We start from the raw sequence: 17607 nt of genomic DNA, 5'->3' as shown, positions 1-17607 counted from the left end.
CCGCCTCGGTTCCCTCCCGCCCGCAAAATCGGAGAAGAATCACAAACCCTTGTGACCTGCCCCGATGGGCCCATAATGTGGTCGGCATGGACACCTTGACAGACATCGACGCGCTCATCGACCTGGACCGCCGCGCCATCGCGCTCGCGGGCCTCGTCGCGGGCATGACCGCCGCGGAGCTCACCGCGCGCGGCATGGAGGCGGATCGCGCCGAGCAGTTTGTCACCGTCGCCACCACCTTCTACGGCCCGACCTCCCACAGCGCCTACCAGCGCCGCTGCCGCGACAAGGCGCTGGAAAACGGTCACCGCCTGGACACGCTCGCATACATCGCCCGGGCGTCGCGCACGATCACCGACCCCACGGAGCGCTGGCGGTTCCGCGAGGCGTTGTGCGCGACGTCTGGCGACGGGGCGGAGGTGCGTCGTCAAGCGCGAGCCCTCAAACGCACACCCACGCCGCCGCCCGCGCACGGCTACCGCGTGGCGCGCTACGCCGACGGCACGATGCGGCTCTCCTTCGTCGGGCCCTCGGCGCAGCTCCAGGACGTGGTCGACTCGATGGAGGCCGACGCGCAAAGCGATTCGCTTTTCGACGCCACCGCCTGGCTCCTCAGCCGCAAACCCGTCGCCGAAACCACGGCCGTCGCCAACGTCGTGCTCACCGTGACCGACTACGTCCGGATCCTCACCGGCGACGGCGACGACATCCGGGTCGAGATGTCCAACGGCGCCGTGCTCACGGGCGCGGAACTGCTCGAGCGCAAGCTGCAGGGCAACGGCTACATCACGCTTGTCTCGCCGATGGAGGGGCCGCTCAACACGTACCGGGCGCGATTTGCCCACGACAAGTACCGGCGGATGATCGACACCGACGGCGCCCGGTGCTGCTGGCCGGACTGCCGCGCGCCGGCCGCGAAGGCGCAGGCGCACCACATCCACGAATACCGCGACGGCGGCGAGACGCACGCCGGGAACCTGTGCTGGCTGTGCTCGTTCCACAACGGAGTCAACGGATTGCCGCAGTTCGGACGGGTGGAGCGGCGCGCCGGGCGGATCGTGTGGATCAGCCCGGGCGGCCACGTCGTACCGACGGGGCGCGCCTACTCCGCGGTGGACGGGGAGCCGCCACCGACGTCCCCGTAAACGCTCACGCCAAGGCGCGCCGGTGAGGCGGCGCCGCTTTGGCGTGCCAAAAACTTCCGAACAGCTGTAACGCGCACCGCATACCCGTAGATTAAATGAGTATGAGCACACAGCACCGCGCGGCCCGCGTCGCCGCCCTCTCCGCAGTCCTGACCCTGTCCGCAACCTCCGTCATCAATGCCGCCCCCGCGTCCGCAGAAGAGCCGTTCGAAGGCACCGACTGGACCGGCGGCTACTACGTTCCCGAAGAGGAGTTCCCGTCTGACCCCGGCTACGCCACCACGTGGCGCAGCTACGACGTCATCCGCTTCGGCGACCCCCGCTTCTTCGACTACGGCACCAACGGCGTCCGCGTCCTTGGCAAGTTCGAGGGCGACCGCATTCTCTGCCTCTCTAACGCGAAGGCCGGCATGCAGTCCTGCGAAGTCGAGGGCCAGAAGATCACGGAGTTCCAGGGACTTCCGAAGACCATCACCACGGACCCGACCGTCGCGATGCTCGCGCCGGTCGTCGGCATCGTCCTGGCGCTCGGCTACAGGTTCAGCAACCTCGGCCTCACCGGTATCAACGGCCTGAGCAGCTAACGCCCAATACAACAAACGGCGCCCGTCCCCGAAACATTGGGGGACGGGCGCCGTCTGCGTTGCGCGGGCGTTAGACGTCGGCGTGCTTGCGCAGCGCGTACTCCACCGCGTCGAGCGGCAGGGAGGAGTCGTGGGCGTCGCGGGCCTCGCGAAGCGCCGTGAGGTACTCGGCGTAGTCGTCGGCGGTCCAGTCGGCGTCCTTGGACAGCCCGGCGCCGACGGCGCGCTTGGAGCAGATGATCACCGGCTTCTCGTCGCTGGCCTCCTGCGGCCCGGCGAGGAAGTAGGCCACGTGCGACGCGAACTTCGGCGCCAGCCCGGTTTCAACGAGCGACGCGTAGGCGTCCACCGCGGACTTACCGCCGATGTTGCGGATCGCCTGCAGCAGCTGGTTGGCGTTGTGCTTGTTGCGCAAGAACTGTTGCAGCTGCATGACCTGGTTCGACTGGCCTGCCGCGAACGCGAATGCGGCGCCGAGGAAGTCGATGATCTGGTCGCGGTTGTACTCCGAGTCGACCACGTCCTGCGCGAAGAGGAACACGTCGCGGCGGGTCAGCGACGCGGTGGCGTCGTCGCGGAACGGCGGGACGCGGCGGAGGTGGTGCGGCCACCCGGTCTTCCAGCGGATGGGGGAGAAGGTCGAGGAGTCTGCGGCGACGTCCTCGGGGGTTGGGGTGGCGTCGTGAAGCGCTTCTGCGATTGTCATGCGTCCATCCTTGCATGTCCGGGTGGCCGCTACAATGCGCGGTATGACTGTGTTGGTGCTTGATGCTCGGTGGCCGCAGATGGTGCCGGTGGACGTGGTGCAGCGGCTGGTTGGGCCGCTGGCGTTCACCGCGGAGGTGCCGGTGTCGGTGCGGTGGTCGCTGAGCGCGCCGTCGACGGTGGGCGAGCCGTGGCTGGTTACGACGGATCCCGCCGACCCGGAGGTGCGCGAGCGCGTCGCGGCCGGTGAGGAGGTCGTGCGCGTGCCGTCGCTAGAGGACCCGCTCGTGGAGGCCCGCCGCATCATGCGCGACGCCCGTCGCCGCGGCGAGTGGGAGCGGCAGATGACGCACGTGAGCCTGCTGCCGTTTCTTCGCGAGGAATCAGCCGAGCTGGCGGAGGCGATCGAGCAGGGCGCGGGTGATGAGGCGTTGAAGCATGAGCTTGCCGACGTCCTCCTGCAAGTCCTCTTCCACGCCGAAATCGCCGACGAGCGCGGCGCGTTCGATTTCGGCGACGTCGCTGCGGCGTTCGTGGCGAAGATGCGCTCGCGGGCCCCGTATCTCTTCGACGGGTCGACGGGGCTCGTGGATCAGGCGACGCAGGACCGCCTCTGGGCGGAGGGCAAGGCTCGCGAGGCGGACTAGCCGCGGTTACTGCGCGGCGACGGCGGGGAGGAGGTTGCGGATCTCCGGCAGGCCGGCCTGCGAGGACATCTGCGAGCTCATCGCGATGGCCTGGGAGAGCGGGGTGGCCTGGTCCGGCTTGACCACGCCGCACTCGAGGGCGCGGTCGCCGAGCGTGTTCACGGTGGGGGCGGCAACGAGGCGCAGGGCTGCGTCCTCGCCGACGGCCTTGTTGACGTTGCCGACGAACTGGGAGCGGGTGGTGTTTTCGTCGGCGAGCCCGGTGCCGCGGATGACGGTGCGCAGGGCGTTGCAGTCCATCGTCTTGACGTTGCCGTTGAGGACGCGGACCAGCTCGACGTAGTTGGTGTCGGCGCCGGCGGTGGCGGGGGAGACGAGCGACGTGGCGAGGAATACGCCCGCGGCGGCGAGGGCGGTGCGGCGCAGGGCAGCGATTGCGGTCATGGGGGTTCCTTCCGGGAAGCAAGAATTTTCGGGTACGTGGCGTGGGCCGTTCGGCCGTCCGCGCAACAGCCTACACGTTACGCAAGTGACGCGTGTGACTCGTGTGACTCACGGCCTGCCCGTTCCTGTCTGGCACCGCGGGGCCGGTATGCTCGGCAGCTATGGCAAATTCGACTCACGCCCGTCGCGCCGCCCGTGGCTGCGGCTGCGTCGGCCTCCTCGTCATGACGCTCGCCGTCGTGTTGGCCATCTCCGTGGTGGCGTGGGTCCTGTCGTTCCTGGGGCAGCCGATTCCGCGCCAGACCCGTACTCCGGTCCCGGACACGATCCCCCCGGCGGCCGCCGAGGCGCCCCCGCTCATCGACGTCCACGCCCCCGGCCGTACCTCCGACCAGCTCGCCGAGTGGGCCGCCCCGATCTCCGAGCAGACGGGCGTCGACGCGCAGGCGGTGCGCGCCTACGGTAATGCGGCCCTCATCGCGGCGGAGGCGTGGCCGGCCTGCCACCTGAACTGGAATACGCTCGCCGGCATCGGCTGGGTGGAGACGCGCCATGGTACGTACACGGGGCACACGTTTGATTCTGCCCGGTTGGGTGAGGATGGGGTGGCGGTGCCGTCGATAATCGGCCCCCAGCTTGACGGCAGCGAATCTTTCGCGGTGGTCCACGACACGGACGGCGGCGAGTTCGATGGCGACACGACGTTTGACCGCGCGCTCGGGCCCATGCAGTTCATCCCGGAGTCGTGGCAGCGCTACGGGCGCGACGCGAACGGCGACGGCTACCCGGACCCGCAGCAGATCGACGACGCTGCCCTCGGCACCGCCAACCTCCTGTGTGCGAACGGGCGCGACCTGGCCACGGAGGACGGCTGGTACGACGCGGTGCACGCCTACAACCAGTCCAACGAGTACGTGCGCAAGGTGTGCAACGCCGCGGCGAACTACGCGCTCAACCAGTCAGCGCCCCGCTAACACCACACATCCGGGCGCATCCAAACGCAAACGGGGCTACCGATTCCCCATCGGGGCGAGCAATCTCGGCAAAACTCTGGAACAATCGGGAGGCGGAAACTTCAATGTCCACTCTCAAGGAGTTGAGCCACAATGGCTATCATTATCCACGCCTTCGCCCGCGAGATTCTTGATTCCCGCGGCAACCCCACCGTCGAGGCAGAGGTGCTGCTCGACGATATGTCCAACGGCGTCGCTGGCGTGCCCTCCGGCGCGTCCACGGGTGTGCACGAGGCCCACGAGCTGCGTGACGGCGGCGACCGTTACAACGGCAAGGGCGTGCAGAAGGCCGTGGAGAACGTCAACGAGGAGATCGCTGACGCTGTGGCCGGCATCGATGCTGATGACCAGCGCCTGATTGATAAGGCCATGATTGACCTGGACGGCACCGACAACAAGTCCCGCCTGGGTGCCAACGCCATCCTGGGCGTGTCCATCGCCGCTGCGAAGGCCGCTGCTGAGTCCGCTGGTCTGCCGCTGTACCGCTACATCGGCGGCCCGAACGCGCACGTCCTGCCGGTCCCGATGATGAACATCGTCAACGGCGGCGCTCACGCTGACTCCGGCGTGGACGTCCAGGAGTTCATGATCGCCCCGATCGGTGCCGAATCCTTCGCCGAGGCGCTGCGCATGGGCGCCGAGGTCTACCACGCGCTGAAGTCCGTGATTAAGGCCAAGGGCCTGTCCACCGGCCTGGGCGACGAGGGCGGCTTCGCCCCGTCCGTCGACTCCACCAAGGCTGCGCTCGACCTTATCGTTGAGGCCATTGAGAAGGCTGGCTTGAAGCCGGGCGAGGACATCGCCCTGGCGCTCGACGTCGCATCCTCCGAGTTCTTCGAGGACGGCGTGTACAAGTTCGAGGGTGGCGAGCACTCCGCCGAGGAGATGGCGAAGGTCTACGAGGAGCTCATCGAGCAGTACCCGATCGTCTCCATCGAGGATCCGCTGCAAGAGGACGACTGGGAGGGCTACACCAAGCTCACCGCCGCGATCGGCGACAAGGTCCAGATCGTCGGCGACGACTTCTTCGTCACCAACCCGGACCGCCTGGCGCGCGGCATTGAGGAGAAAGCTGCGAACGCCCTGCTGGTGAAGGTTAACCAGATCGGTACCCTCACCGAGACTTTCGACGCGGTCGACCTGGCTCACCGCAACGGCTACCGCACCATGATGTCGCACCGTTCCGGCGAGACCGAGGACACCACCATCGCGGACCTCGCCGTCGCCCTGGGCTGCGGCCAGATCAAGACCGGTGCCCCGGCCCGCTCCGAGCGCGTTGCCAAGTACAACCAGCTGCTGCGCATCGAGCAGGAGCTTGACGACGCCGCCGTGTACGCCGGCCGCTCCGCGTTCCCGCGCTTTAAGAAGTAAGCGCTTTTCGACGCCCCCTTGCACCCCGCCCAACGCTGCGGAGTGCAAGGGGGTTTCGCGTGCGCGCATGTTCTTCCAATTTTCTTGGGTAATGCTTGGGGTTTTCTGTGCACGGGCGGATAGAGTTATGTATGCAACTTCCCGTGCCGAGAAAGGCCGTCCCCGTGTATTCCCGTACTTTCGTCGCCGTTGCTGCGGCAACCTCACTTTCCCTTGCCCTCGTCCAGGCGCCGACGGCGCTCGCCGCCGTCTCCGACACCGCCAGCGCCACGATCGCCACCACCGCTGATCCTGCGGACCAGTACCAGGCCGACCTGGCCGCCTGGAAGCAGGAACTCGCCGACGCCGAGCGGGCCGTCACCGACGCCGACGCAGCGCTCGCCGCCGCGCAATCGGAAGCCCAGCAGCAGCAGGCGAAGGCCGACGCGGCGCAGGCGGACCTGGACGCCGCCACGACACGGTACGAGCAGGCGAAGGCCGACCTGGCCAACCTCGACGTGACCGCGCTGGAGCGGGACGTGCAGCAGGCGAAGGACGCGCTCGCTGCTGCGGAGGCCGCCGCGTCGGCAGCCGCCCAGTCTGCCCAGGACGCCGCGGCCGCGGAAGCTGAGGCGGCAAAGCGCCTCGGCGAGGCGGAACAGCGGCGCGATGCGCAGGCGGACGTCTTCGCGGAGCTCGAGCGCACGAGCGACGAGGCGGATGATCAGCTGTACTCCGTCGGCGCGGAGCTCGACGACCTTGAGCGCCGCGACATCTCCGGTTCGGATTACTCCGTCCAGGACTGGAAGCGCCTTGCCTCCCAGTCCATCGAGGAAATGATCAATGAGTACCGCGAGGCCCACGGCCTCCACCCGCTGACGGTGCACCCCGTATTTACCGAGCAAGCCGAGGCCTGGTCCGAAGTGATGGCGCGTGACTACGACGAGTCCGGCGACCTCGACGCCGCGTTCCGCCACTCGGATATGGACGGGTGGGGCCATTCCGGAGAGAACATCATCTTTGATTACAACTCGGGTCGTGGCAAAGAGGTCGACGCGTGGACGCGCCAGACTTGGGAGTCGGTCCCGTACATGTTCTTTGACAGGTGGCGCCACTCGCCTGGGCACAACCGGAACATGCTCGCACCGCATGTGCAGCGCATGGGCGTGGGCATCGCGACCGACAGCAAAGGCGGAATTTTCGCAACCACGATGTTCTTCATCGAAGACGCGCGCACTGATACTGGTAGCTACGGCCTCGACGAGATGACCCGCAAGGCGTTGGAAAGCGGCGAGCCGTTCTACCTCCCCGCGGGCGCGACCGACCTCATGCGAGCAGAATCCCTGGCCAACCCAGAATTCAACCCCGGCGACGAACGAGATTACGGCGATCTAATCCTCGACGGCTTGGACAAGTCCGAGTACACCGATGCAGGACTGGATCCGTCAGTTGAACCGGTTGACCTTACCGAGGCAATCGAGTCCTTCACCCAGCAGTACATCGCGCTGGAGCATCGCTCCACCCAGGCCGCGGAAGAGGCGGCTGCGGCTTCCGCGGAGCTGGACCGCCTCACCAGCCAGTTCGACGAGGCGAACGCCGCGCACGACGAGGCCACCGCCGCGCAGCAGAACGCGGATCAGGCCGAGGTGGACGCGGACGTCGAGGTCGTCAGCGCGAAGGCCCGCCTGACCTCCGCATCCACAGCGCTGGAGCGCAAGCGCGCAATCCCGCGCGAGCCGTACGAGCAATCGCTTGCCGACGCCACCGTCACCCTCGACCAAGCCAAGTCCACCCTCGAAGCGGAACGTGCAGCAGCCGCCGAACTCTCGGACGCGCAGGGCCCCGCGCGCAACGCCGTCGAATCCGCCCGCGCTGCCCTCGTGCAGGTGCGCGCCCGGGAACCGCAGCCGCCGGCCCCGGCTCCGATACCAACGTCGGAGGACGTGACACCGGCCGAGACAACCATCACGGCGGCCACGCCGACCGAGACGACTACGGCGGCCGAGACGACTACGGCAGCGACGCCGGCCGAGACGATCACCACCGCGGCCACGCCGGCCGAGACGACCACGGCGGCCGAGACGACTACGGCAGCGACGCCGGCCGAGACGATCACCACCGCGGCCACGCCGGCCGAGGCGGCCACCACCGCGGCCCATGCACCCGCGGAGCCCGGGGGCAGCAGCACGGCTGGGACCGCCATCGCGGTCGTCGCCAGCCTGCTGGCAATCCTCGCCGCGGGGATCGCGTTCGCCCCGCAACTGGGTATCGACCTCTCCCAGTTCGGTATCCAGCTGCCCTGACACTAGGGGAGGGGCGCAGTACCCGCCCGCCTTGGGACAAACTGTGGGCGGGCGCTTAGGCTTGTGCGTGTCATCCTCATGCTCGTAGAAAGGCCACCCCGTGTCTTCCCGCTCCGCGCGCGCCCTCGCCGTCGCCACGGCCGGCTCCGTCATGCTGGCGCTCGCACCTGATGCCGCTGCATCCGCCCACGCCACCCAACTCGCCGCCGCCGAGCAGGCCGTGACCGACGCGAAGGCCGCGCTCGCGGAGGCGAAGCAGGCGGTTGAGGCGCAGCAGGCCAAGGTTGACGCCGCGCAGGTGACGCTGGGTCAGAAGGTGGAGGCGCGCAACGTCGCAAAGCGCAAGCTCGAGGCGCTCGATGCGGACGCCGCTGACGAGCAAGCGCTTGCCGACGCCACCGACGCAGTCAACGACGCCAACATCGACGCCGAAACCGAACGCGTCGAACTCTCCGTGCGCACACAGGCCGTGGAGGACGCGCGGGAGGAGCTGCGGCGCGCCACCGTTGCGCTAGCCAAGGCGCGAGCGGACAAGCCGGAGGAGCCGGCTGCGTCGGAGACACCTGCCGCAGGCACCGGTACCGATGGCAGCACTACCGCGGGCACGGCCGTCGCAGTGATCCTGGGCGTCCTCGCCGCCATGGGCGCCGGTGTGGCGCTCGCGCCGCGGCTGGGAATCGACCTCTCCCAGTACGGCATCCAGCTGCCGTAGTCGCCCGCGCGCCTTCACGCGCGCCCGGCCCGGAGGGCTACACTTCCAATTACTATGTCCTCACGCGTAACGCAGGAGCCCGGCCGGAGACGCGGGCGCAACAAAGCACCTCGAAGGGTGCCGGTGGCTTCGCGCGAGCGCGAGCAGCGCCGCCGCGCCGAAGAGGCCGCCGCTGGCGTGAAGAAGCGCCGCCTGCCCGCGCTGTTCCAGCAGGACATCACCAGCATGGCCATCCTCATCGCGCTCGTGATCGCAGTCCTTATCGCCATCGCGGTCCCGCTGCGCAACTACTACGAGGGTCGCGCCGAGATCGCCCGTGCGCAGTCCTCCATCGAGCAGCTGGAGCGCCGGAAAGCGCAGCTGGAAGAGGACATCGCCAAGTACGACGACCCCGCTTACGTGGAGCAGGAGACTCGCCGCCGCCTGGGCGTGATGGCGGAGGGGGAGTCCGCCTGGCGCATCATCGACCCGCGCATGTCCCACAGCCCGTCGATCACCACCGATGAGCTTCCCGACGAGCGCTCCTGGCCCGCTGTCATGTGGGATTCGCTCCGCGAGCTCCCGGAAGCCCCGGAGTCACCGGAGTCCGTGGAGCCCCCGGCAGGGGAGGAGCAAGCTAATCAGCCCGTCCCAGCGCCGGACGCCGCGAACCCGGAAGCCGTGTCGCCGGAAGACGCTGTACCAGCGGAGGCACCGGCCGACGCCCCTGCACCCGCAAACCCATAGCCCGAGCTACGCCCCCAGGGCCTCCAGCCCGAACCGGAATTCGTCGTCGCACATGAGCGCGGCCCAGTCCCCGCCGAACGACAGGGCGTACTCCAGTACCGCTGACTGCACGAACGAGGGCGGTGCCGCGTGCCCGTCGCCCCAATCGCCCGGCATTGCGCACCAGTCCACGCCGTAGCGCTCTCGCAGCCGCGATGCCCACGGACCAAAATGGTGGTGCAAGTGGAACGCGTCGTCACGATTTTGCAGGTAGAGCACCTTGTTGGGCGTGGCCGCCGAATACGCCGCAACTAAGTCTGTGGTCACATCATCCGCACCTCCTGGCCAGCACGCGTCCACATAGTCGCGCACCCGTGGCTGGTAGTACTTCATAATGTTGGTCTGCGGGTTCATCGCCACTGCCAGCGACCCCGGCAACTGCAGCGAGTAGTACAGCGCCGCAAACCCGCCGGCTGAGGATCCCTGGCACACGACCACCTCGACACCAAGCTCCTCCACCACGTGCTCGATCACGCGCACCAGATCCCGTTGGAGTGGCCGCTCCCGGTCTCCCGCGAACCAGCCGATGGACAGCCCCAATTCCAGCGACGGGTCCGATACGAACAGCACGGAGGCGTCGAGATCCTGCGTGACCTTCTGGCCCGTAAACACCGGAAGCGTGGCAGAAGACAGGTCAACCGCTGCGTGGAACGCCACCACGAGCGCGTTGCTCGAGCGCCGCACCAGCCACACCTCCAACGCCCCAGCGCCGTAGCTGATGGCATGGATCCCGCTCGGCAGGTTCCTCGCCGCAAACTCGTCGAGGCTCCCGTACGTGTACACGTCGCCCGCGTACCGCGAGTAGTCGCGCTCAGGATGCACGGTTCCTCCAATCGTGGCCAGACACTGCATCCAACCTACCCGCCGCGCCAAGTGCCCCGTGCGCACGCTATGCGACAATAGCCCCATGCAACACGAAACTCCCACGCAGGACGACCTCGCCACCGTCGCCGAGCAGCTCGGCCGCGCGCCCCGCGGCGTCCTCGCCATCGCCTACCGCACGCCCGACGCCCAGCCAGCTGTGCTCAAGACCGCGCCAAAGCTTGACGACGGCACGCCCTTCCCAACCCTCTACTACCTCACAGACCCACGCCTCACCGCCGAGGCGTCCCGGCTCGAGGTCGCCCAGGTGATGAAGTGGATGGAGTCCCGCCTAAACGAGGACTCTGACAACGGCGAGGCGCTGCGCAAGGACTACCTCGCCGCGCACGAGCACTACCTGGCCGAGCGCAACGCCATCGAGGACCTGGGCACCGACTTCTCCGGCGGCGGCATGCCGCAGCGCATCAAGTGCCTGCACGTGCTGATCGCCTACGCGCTTGCGGAGGGCCCAGGCCGCGTCCGCTTCGGCGACGAGGCCGTCGCCCTCGCCGCCGAGCACGGCAACCTTCGCGGCTCCGCGGTCCCCGCGGAGTGGCCCACGCTCGAAGACCTGGGCATCACCCTCGACGAGGCAGGGGAGGGGCTCGCATGACCTCTCCACAGCACACGCCGCTGACCGTCGCTGCCGTCGACTGCGGCACCAACTCCATCCGCCTCCTGATCACGCGCCGCAGCGACGACGGCACGCTGACGGAGGTCACCCGAGAGAACAGCATCGTCCGCCTCGGCCAAGGTGTGGACGAGACCGGTCGTTTCAACCCGGAGGCCATCGAGCGCACCCGCGAGGCGCTTGCCACCTACACCGAGCGCATGCGCGCCGAGGGCGTGCAGCGCGTCCGCATGGTCGCCACCTCCGCCACCCGCGACGCCTCCAACCGCGAGGACTTCTTCGCCATGACCCGCGAACTCCTCGGCCAGATCCAGCCGGGTGCGCAGGCTGAAGTCATTTCCGGCGACGAGGAAGCGCGCCTGTCGTTCCGCGGCGCCACGGCGGACATTGACCCCGCCCGTGGGCCCTTCTGCGTCATCGACCTGGGCGGTGGCTCGACCGAGTTCGTCATGGAGCAGGGCGCGCGCTCCACCCAAATGGGGTGTGTCCGGATCACCGAGCGCTTCATGCGCACGGACCCGCCGACCGCCCAAGAAACCGAGTCCGCGCGCGCCTACATCCGCGATCGCATCGCCGAGGCCGCCGAGGTTGTCCCCTTCGCCCAGGCCCGCACGTTCGTGGGCTGTGCGGGCACCTTTACGACGCTTTCCGCACTCGCCCAGAACCTCGACTCCTACGACCCCACGCGCATCCACATGTCGGAGATCCCCTTCGACCGTATGCGGCAAGTCACTACGGATCTGCGCGTCCGTACGGCCGAGCAACGCCTCGAGTACGGCCCGATGCACCCCGGTCGTGCCGACGTCATCGGCTCCGGCTCCACGGTCGTGGAGGAGATGATGGACGCATTCGCCGACGAGGCCGGCGCGTCCTCCTTCATCATCAGCGAGAAGGACATCCTCGACGGTATCGTCGCCGGCCTGCTCGCGGACTAGTCCTCGTCGGGCTCGAGGATCTGGTCCTCGAGCTCCGCGTTCTTCCTGCCCCGTAATTTGCGTCCCTTGCGCAGATCCTTCACCTCGCGCATGCGCGGCTCGGGGTCAATCTTGTTCGCAATGGCCTTACGGGTGGACTCAACGACCTGCTTGGTCACCGGCGAGTTCACCGCCGCTTGGGTGGCGTTGACAATCTGGTGGTAGCGCTTGCGGCCGGCTTTCGTGCCGAACACGTACCCGGCGGCTGCTCCGACAACGAATTGGTACATGTCTACCTACACTAGAGGAAATGGATAGGCTAAGGAGTGGCGGTCCACCTTACGTAATCGCCTCGCTGCGTACTTGAATTCCACGCTGTGGTAGTTAGACAATGTGCATACGCAGGTTCGGCGGGCATCCTTGCTTATGCCTAGTTGAGAAAGCCCTGGAACCACTGATTTCGTCCGTCCTACCGTATAACTTGTTGGTAGCGTTGCTGGGGCAAACGGCAACCCCAGGGATGGAATGCTAAGTCGAATGCAATGTACTAGGTTGGAATGAATGTACTGTTTTCCCACCCCACTGAAGAGTAAATGAAGCCATGTCTCCAAAACCTAGGATCATGACCGTTTACGGTACTCGCCCAGAGGCGATAAAGATCGCTCCAGTCGTGAGTGCTTTGCGAGAAGATAATCGGTTTGAACCCGTTCTTATTTCTACCGGTCAACACCGCGAAATGCTAGAGCAGGTTAACAAGCGTTTCGGCATCGTACCTGATTACGATATGGCCCTTATGAAGCCGGGGCAGTCCCTCAATGAGCTGGTGTGGCGCGCAGTAAAAGGGCTTGATTCTCTCTTTGCGAAAGAGGCGCCCGACGTCGTTATTTCTCAGGGTGATACCTCCACTGCTATGGCTGCGGCTCTCGCGGGGTTTAATAGGGGAGTAAGAGTCGTTCATCTGGAAGCGGGCCTACGAACCCAGGATATTTTTTCGCCATTCCCGGAAGAGGCGAACCGACGAATTATCAGTCAGCTTGCTTGCTTGCATTTGGCACCGACGTCTGTTGCGAGGGAAAACTTGCTGCGCGAAAACCTTCGCGCCGAGGATATTGTCGTTACAGGGAATACAGTTATTGATGCGCTTTTAACAGCTTCAACGTGGGATGTGGCTTTTGAGGATCCTCGCCTAGAAACTTTGCGCCTTAGTGAGAACCGCCTTGTTCTAGTGACTACTCATCGCCGAGAAAATTTCGAGGCGATGAAGCAGATTGCTGGCGCGGTTCAAGACTTGGCGAGATCGTACCCCGATTGTGCATTTGTACTGCCGCTGCATCTGAATCCGAAGGTAAGAGATGCGATTCTCCCTGAAGTTCAAAATTTTCCTAATGTGATTATCGCTGACCCACTCCCTTACGATCAGTTCACTGCACTGATGGGGAGGTCGTATCTCGTGCTTACCGATTCTGGCGGTATCCAAGAAGAGGCCCCGTCTTTAGGGAAACCGGTACTTGTAATGCGAGAAAACACGGAGCGGCCAGAAGCAGTTGTCGCTGGAACAGTTAAACTAGTCGGTACAGACCGAAAACGTATCGTGAAAGAGGTTCGAGATCTGTTTGACCACGATTCGAGCTACCAGATGATGGCAAATTCTGTGAATCCTTATGGTGATGGTAGAGCGTCTTCCCGGGTGATTGCTGCGATCGCGGAGTTGACTGGAGTTGGTGAACGAATTGCTGAGTTTGAACCAGAAATGGGGTATAGCAGGAATTGTTGCCCACGGGGGTGCGATGGCTATAATTGACATCGGTAGATTGCTAGCCGGGGCTATAGTTCGTCGATTGGGATCGCGGAGTTATATTCCGTCGGTTCCGGTTTCGGGCTCCTGCTGGTCTTACGATTTATAGCTAGCAGGAGGAAGATACTGGTGCGCATCCTCCTGATTACTCAATATTGGGAGCCAGAAAATGGTGTTCCCCAGCGTCGTTGGGCTTGGTTGGCGAGTACGTTGGAAAAAGCAGGCCATGAAATCCTTGTAGTAGCTCCGCCTCCACACTATCAGCGAAACGTATCGTTGAAGGAGTGGATTGCTAGGAGGGGGTATCGTTGTCGTGAGGAAGAGCGTGATGTCAGCACCGCTCGAATTGTTCTTCGCTCCGGCTACGTCCCCGGCGGAAATTCTATTACCCGCAAAGTACTTAATCAGCTAGCCGTTGCCGTTGGTGAATTGCATGTTGTTTTTCGGCGTTCCGGTTCGCTAGCGAGTTTTCAACCGGACGTAGTGATAGGGACGGTTCCGGCTATTCCCACGGCGTTTGTAGCCGCGATTTCAGCATGGCGTTTTAAGGTTCCCTATATCATTGACTTACGTGACGCCTGGCCTGAGCTATTCTCTGTGTCAGACCGATGGAATGCCGCAGTTGGGAATCCTTCTCTACGTCAACGGGTACTTTCAAGGGGACCTTTGCAGGTTGTAGTGGGGGTCACAAATATGTGGCTGAACAGGGTGCTAGCTAGCGCCACCGCGGTCATATCTACTTCGAGCCGTTTAGCTACGAACTTGCAAAAACGTTCTTCTGCTGGCCAGAAGATTTTCACTGTGAGGAATGTTTTCCCTCCAGAAACGCTAATTGTGAAGCAACCGCGGCTTAGCGGGCCGAGCGATGTACTGAACGTTTTGTACGCTGGGACTCTGGGGCGGGCTCAGAACCTTGCAAACGCGCTACAGGCCGCGAAAAAAGCGGAGAATGCTAGTGTGCAGGTGCGTTTGCGGTTCGTAGGAGCTGGTGCTGCGAAGGCTGAGCTGATGGAAAAGGCGGCGCGACTAGGCGTTGAGGCTACGTTCGAGCAGCGACGTAGCGCAGAGCTGCTTCAAGAGTGCTATCAATGGGCGGACACTGCTCTTGTTCATCTGACTGACTGGGCCCCGCTTGAAGAGGCTGTGCCTTCGAAAACATATGAACTTATGAACCAGGGACTGCATATCTCAGGGGTTGTGGCGGGTGAGACCGCTGAAATTATTCGCAAGCTGCAAGCTGGAGATGTGGTTGAACCGGAAAATCCTGAGGCTTTGGCTCAGATGTGGGTAAATTTGGCCCAAAACAGATCAAAGCTCCAATTGCCTGAAACCGGGAAGCAGTGGGTGCATCATCAGCGGGAAACTGAATCTCCCGCAAGCCTTGCTGATTGTCTTGAATGGGCGCATAGGTTACGTTGATGAAGTTGGATTACCTACCGTTAGCTATTACGAACTACACTATGCAGGTGGTGCGGAACCCTACAGCATTTGCTTCTAAAGCAAGTGCCCGCCTATTCGGGCGCGGGTTCAAGCGACCATTGGCACCTGAACATCGCCAGCGAGACTTCCGTGTTCCCATCTTTGATTCACCAACTGGTGGCGGTTCCGCTGCGCCCCTGCATATCTTGACGAACTCATATCCTCATTCGACCGGTGGGTATGCGGTCCGGAGCCACCAGATCCTGAAAGCTCAGCGAGATGCGGGGATGAGTGCATCTGCGATCACCCGGATTTGTTATCCTGTCAACGTTGGACGTTTTCCCTCGAGCGCATGCGAAGATTTCGAGGGGCTAACTTACGCTCGTGTTCTTCCAACTCTTTGCCCAATGTTGTTTGCAAACCAAATTAAAGAATACGCAAGGGGGATTAGGGATGAGGCATTCCGCCGTGGTGCTACCGTCCTCCACACAACAACTCCATGGCCAAATGCAGCTGCTACATCCCTCGCTGCACGCGAACTCGGGATACCTTGGGTCTACGAGGTCCGGGGAGAGCCTGAAGCTACTTGGGAAGCACATCAACCCAAGGGGTCTGATCCTCAATCGACGGCCTTCTATAAAGCTTCTCGGTTGAAAGAAGAAGAAGCGATGCATGCCGCAGCTGCCGTAGTTGCGCTGAGCGAAGTTTCCGCTGTTTCCTTGCGCGATCGCGGGATAAGGAGTCTGATTGAAATTGTCCCAAATGCTGTTGACCCGCAGTGGTCTAGCCAGCGCATTCCCGCAGAGGAGGCCCAGCGCAGCCTTAGTTTGCCGCCGCGACAATACGTAGGCGCTGTGAGCTCAATTGTAGATTATGAAGGATTCGATGATCTAATTCTCGCGCTTCATCATCTCCCTAGAGACGTTTCAGTGCTCCTCGTTGGTGACGGTAGCCATCTGTCAGTTCTACGTGACCTTGCGCGGGCTGAGCAACTATTGGATCGTGTGGTGTTTTCCGGTTACCAATCACATGACGAAATTGCACGCTATTATAGCGCCCTTAATGTATTTGTCGCGCCCCGCAAAGATACGCCTGTGACCCGTAACATCACACCGATAAAGACACTACAGGCTCAGGCATTTGGTATCCCAATTGTGGCCAGCGACTTACCGGCTCTATGTGAGATAACCCGTGGCGTGGAACGTTATGTAGCGCCAGGTTCTCCCCGCGATATAGCTTCAGCTATCGTCGATGCACTGCATAGCCCAGTGCGTGCATCGCCTCATTTATTTACCTGGGCTGACGCGGCGCGTATCTATGGAGAACTCTATTCTGGGCTGTAATTTACCCCAGGAACGAATCCTATCCTTTCGAGCGCTAAGTCGTCATTTTCCACCACAGCCTCGAGCGAGGCACGGAATAACTCTTTCGGTGGGGCGACGTGGCCATCTCCCCAATTACCTAGAAGCAGCTGGACATTCAGTTCTGAGCCAAGTCGCTGCATAAACGGGTTTAAGTGTCTGCGGATATGGAAGGCGTCGGTGGAGTTCTGCATATAAAGCACGCGTGGCCTAGGCATAGACGCGTTTAACCTCTCTATTGCGGAGCTTTGGCCAGCTGCCACAAATTTCTTGCGGTCTCCACCCCAAGCAATATCAAGATATTTCTGTACGTGATACTCATGGTACAGAAGTACGTTGGTCTGAGCATTTGCTATGAGTGCTGTGGCTTGCGGAATTGCTGCTGCTTGAACGAGAGACGCAAAACCACCGCCTGACGATCCGAACAGAACAATGCGCTTCGCGCGTGTGGAGCGTGCAACCTTGCGAATGATCTTAGTGATTTGGCTCGCAAGGTCGGGCTGAAAAACACTACCTGCGTACCACGCAAGGGGGAGCTCCGGAGAAAGATACAAGCTGGGGTCTGTGAATGCTAAACGAGACGCTCTGAGGCCACGGGTTACATTCGCCCCCGGGAATAAGGGCAATGCAGCGTTGAGCTCTAAAGCACCATGAAAGACTACAAGTAATACGTCGGCCCGTGTTCTAGTGAGTTGAAAGTCGATCGGCAAGCCTTGGTGCCACACGGAATGCACACCCTTGCGGACGTGGTGAGTGTCCAGAAAAACATCGAGGTTCGGCCACACACGTTGGATCGTGGGGAAGAAACCGACCGCCCGGTCTCTTGCAATTCTCGAATCCGAGGGCACGTTAAAAAGCTCTGGGGTTAGGTAACTTGCAATTGAACGGGATAATGCGCGGCGTGCATGTATAAGCTGACGTCGGTAGGCTCGCTTTTGTTCGTACGACAGCTTCACTA

At 63.3% G+C, this 17607-nt stretch carries 18 protein-coding genes; 13 read left to right on the top strand and 5 right to left on the bottom strand.

Annotation, left to right across the window (positions count from 1 at the left end; translation table 11 throughout):
• The first annotated feature begins 86 nt into the window (after positions 1–86).
• Together CKJ85_RS04445 and CKJ85_RS04440 are read left to right on the top strand one after the other, a co-directional pair.
• Positions 87–1145: an HNH endonuclease signature motif containing protein gene (locus CKJ85_RS04445; RefSeq protein ID WP_095553559.1), complete on the top strand. Its 1059-nt coding sequence runs from the start codon at positions 87–89 to the stop codon at positions 1143–1145.
• A 101-nt stretch (positions 1146–1246) separates the two neighbouring features.
• The gene (locus CKJ85_RS04440; protein WP_095553558.1) at positions 1247–1729 is read left to right on the top strand and encodes a hypothetical protein; all 483 of its coding nucleotides are present in this window, start codon (positions 1247–1249) and stop codon (positions 1727–1729) included.
• 70 nt (positions 1730–1799) lie between these two features.
• On the opposite strand, the gene CKJ85_RS04435 is transcribed toward CKJ85_RS04440, so the two are convergent.
• Complete coding sequence (locus tag CKJ85_RS04435) at positions 1800–2435, bottom strand: hypothetical protein (protein WP_095553557.1); 636 nt, start codon at positions 2433–2435, stop codon at positions 1800–1802.
• A 43-nt stretch (positions 2436–2478) separates the two neighbouring features.
• Here CKJ85_RS04435 and CKJ85_RS04430 point away from each other — a divergent pair, with 43 nt between their 5' ends.
• Positions 2479–3081 (top strand): MazG nucleotide pyrophosphohydrolase domain-containing protein, encoded by a 603-nt coding sequence (locus CKJ85_RS04430; RefSeq protein ID WP_095553556.1) that lies wholly within the window; start codon positions 2479–2481, stop codon positions 3079–3081.
• A 6-nt stretch (positions 3082–3087) separates the two neighbouring features.
• Here CKJ85_RS04430 and CKJ85_RS04425 read toward each other — a convergent pair whose 3' ends face one another.
• Positions 3088–3525, bottom strand: a complete 438-nt coding sequence (locus CKJ85_RS04425) for a hypothetical protein (protein ID WP_095553555.1) — start codon at positions 3523–3525, stop codon at positions 3088–3090.
• A 161-nt stretch (positions 3526–3686) separates the two neighbouring features.
• Here CKJ85_RS04425 and CKJ85_RS04420 point away from each other — a divergent pair, with 161 nt between their 5' ends.
• The 5 genes from CKJ85_RS04420 to CKJ85_RS04400 all read left to right on the top strand — a co-directional run bounded on the left by CKJ85_RS04420 (position 3687) and on the right by CKJ85_RS04400 (position 9629).
• Positions 3687–4499, top strand: a complete 813-nt coding sequence (locus CKJ85_RS04420; protein WP_233126949.1) for a lytic transglycosylase domain-containing protein — start codon at positions 3687–3689, stop codon at positions 4497–4499.
• A 132-nt stretch (positions 4500–4631) separates the two neighbouring features.
• Positions 4632–5909 carry a phosphopyruvate hydratase gene (eno, locus tag CKJ85_RS04415; protein WP_095547355.1) on the top strand — a complete coding sequence of 426 codons (1278 nt, stop codon included), beginning with the start codon at positions 4632–4634 and terminating at the stop codon, positions 5907–5909.
• Positions 5910–6073: 164 nt separating this feature from the next.
• Entirely contained in the window at positions 6074–8191 is a 2118-nt protein-coding gene (locus CKJ85_RS04410; RefSeq protein ID WP_143340156.1) for a CAP domain-containing protein, read from the top strand.
• A gap of 100 nt (positions 8192–8291) precedes the next feature.
• Positions 8292–8903: a hypothetical protein gene (locus CKJ85_RS04405; RefSeq protein ID WP_095553552.1), complete on the top strand. Its 612-nt coding sequence runs from the start codon at positions 8292–8294 to the stop codon at positions 8901–8903.
• Between the two features lie 123 nt (positions 8904–9026).
• Positions 9027–9629, top strand: coding sequence for a septum formation initiator family protein (locus CKJ85_RS04400; RefSeq protein WP_233126948.1), 603 nt, complete (start codon positions 9027–9029; stop codon positions 9627–9629).
• Positions 9630–9635: 6 nt separating this feature from the next.
• On the opposite strand, the gene CKJ85_RS04395 is transcribed toward CKJ85_RS04400, so the two are convergent.
• Positions 9636–10490, bottom strand: a complete 855-nt coding sequence (locus CKJ85_RS04395) for a hypothetical protein (RefSeq protein WP_143340155.1) — start codon at positions 10488–10490, stop codon at positions 9636–9638.
• Positions 10491–10575: 85 nt separating this feature from the next.
• On the opposite strand from CKJ85_RS04395, the gene CKJ85_RS04390 reads away from it, so the two are divergent.
• Positions 10576–11142: a DUF501 domain-containing protein gene (locus tag CKJ85_RS04390; RefSeq protein WP_095553550.1), complete on the top strand. Its 567-nt coding sequence runs from the start codon at positions 10576–10578 to the stop codon at positions 11140–11142.
• Positions 11139–12095: a Ppx/GppA phosphatase family protein gene (locus CKJ85_RS04385; protein WP_095553549.1), complete on the top strand. Its 957-nt coding sequence runs from the start codon at positions 11139–11141 to the stop codon at positions 12093–12095. Before CKJ85_RS04390 ends, CKJ85_RS04385 begins: the two co-directional genes overlap by 4 nt.
• Here CKJ85_RS04385 and CKJ85_RS04380 read toward each other — a convergent pair.
• On the bottom strand, positions 12092–12364 hold the full coding sequence (locus CKJ85_RS04380) for a hypothetical protein (RefSeq protein ID WP_095553548.1): 273 nt from the start codon (positions 12362–12364) through the stop codon (positions 12092–12094). The two genes, CKJ85_RS04385 and CKJ85_RS04380, sit on opposite strands and share 4 nt — an antisense overlap.
• Positions 12365–12675: 311 nt before the next feature.
• On the opposite strand from CKJ85_RS04380, the gene wecB reads away from it, so the two are divergent.
• From wecB to CKJ85_RS04365, 3 genes are all read left to right on the top strand, one after another.
• The gene (wecB, locus tag CKJ85_RS04375) at positions 12676–13875 is read left to right on the top strand and encodes a non-hydrolyzing UDP-N-acetylglucosamine 2-epimerase (protein ID WP_095553547.1); all 1200 of its coding nucleotides are present in this window, start codon (positions 12676–12678) and stop codon (positions 13873–13875) included.
• A 123-nt stretch (positions 13876–13998) separates the two neighbouring features.
• Positions 13999–15288 carry a glycosyltransferase family 4 protein gene (locus tag CKJ85_RS04370; protein WP_095553546.1) on the top strand — a complete coding sequence of 430 codons (1290 nt, stop codon included), beginning with the start codon at positions 13999–14001 and terminating at the stop codon, positions 15286–15288.
• Positions 15288–16631 carry a glycosyltransferase family 4 protein gene (locus tag CKJ85_RS04365; RefSeq protein ID WP_095553545.1) on the top strand — a complete coding sequence of 448 codons (1344 nt, stop codon included), beginning with the start codon at positions 15288–15290 and terminating at the stop codon, positions 16629–16631. Before CKJ85_RS04370 ends, CKJ85_RS04365 begins: the two co-directional genes overlap by 1 nt.
• Here CKJ85_RS04365 and CKJ85_RS11830 read toward each other — a convergent pair.
• Positions 16616–17605, bottom strand: a complete 990-nt coding sequence (locus CKJ85_RS11830; RefSeq protein ID WP_143340154.1) for a hypothetical protein — start codon at positions 17603–17605, stop codon at positions 16616–16618. The genes CKJ85_RS04365 and CKJ85_RS11830 overlap by 16 nt on opposite strands.
• Positions 17606–17607: the final 2 nt, after the last annotated feature.

The sequence above is a fragment of the Corynebacterium sp. NML 150383 genome (assembly GCF_002285085.1).
GTDB lineage: Bacteria > Actinomycetota > Actinomycetes > Mycobacteriales > Mycobacteriaceae > Corynebacterium > Corynebacterium gottingense.
The sequence above is the reverse complement of the archived record's forward strand: the minus strand, read 5'-3'. Positions and strand labels throughout refer to the sequence as shown.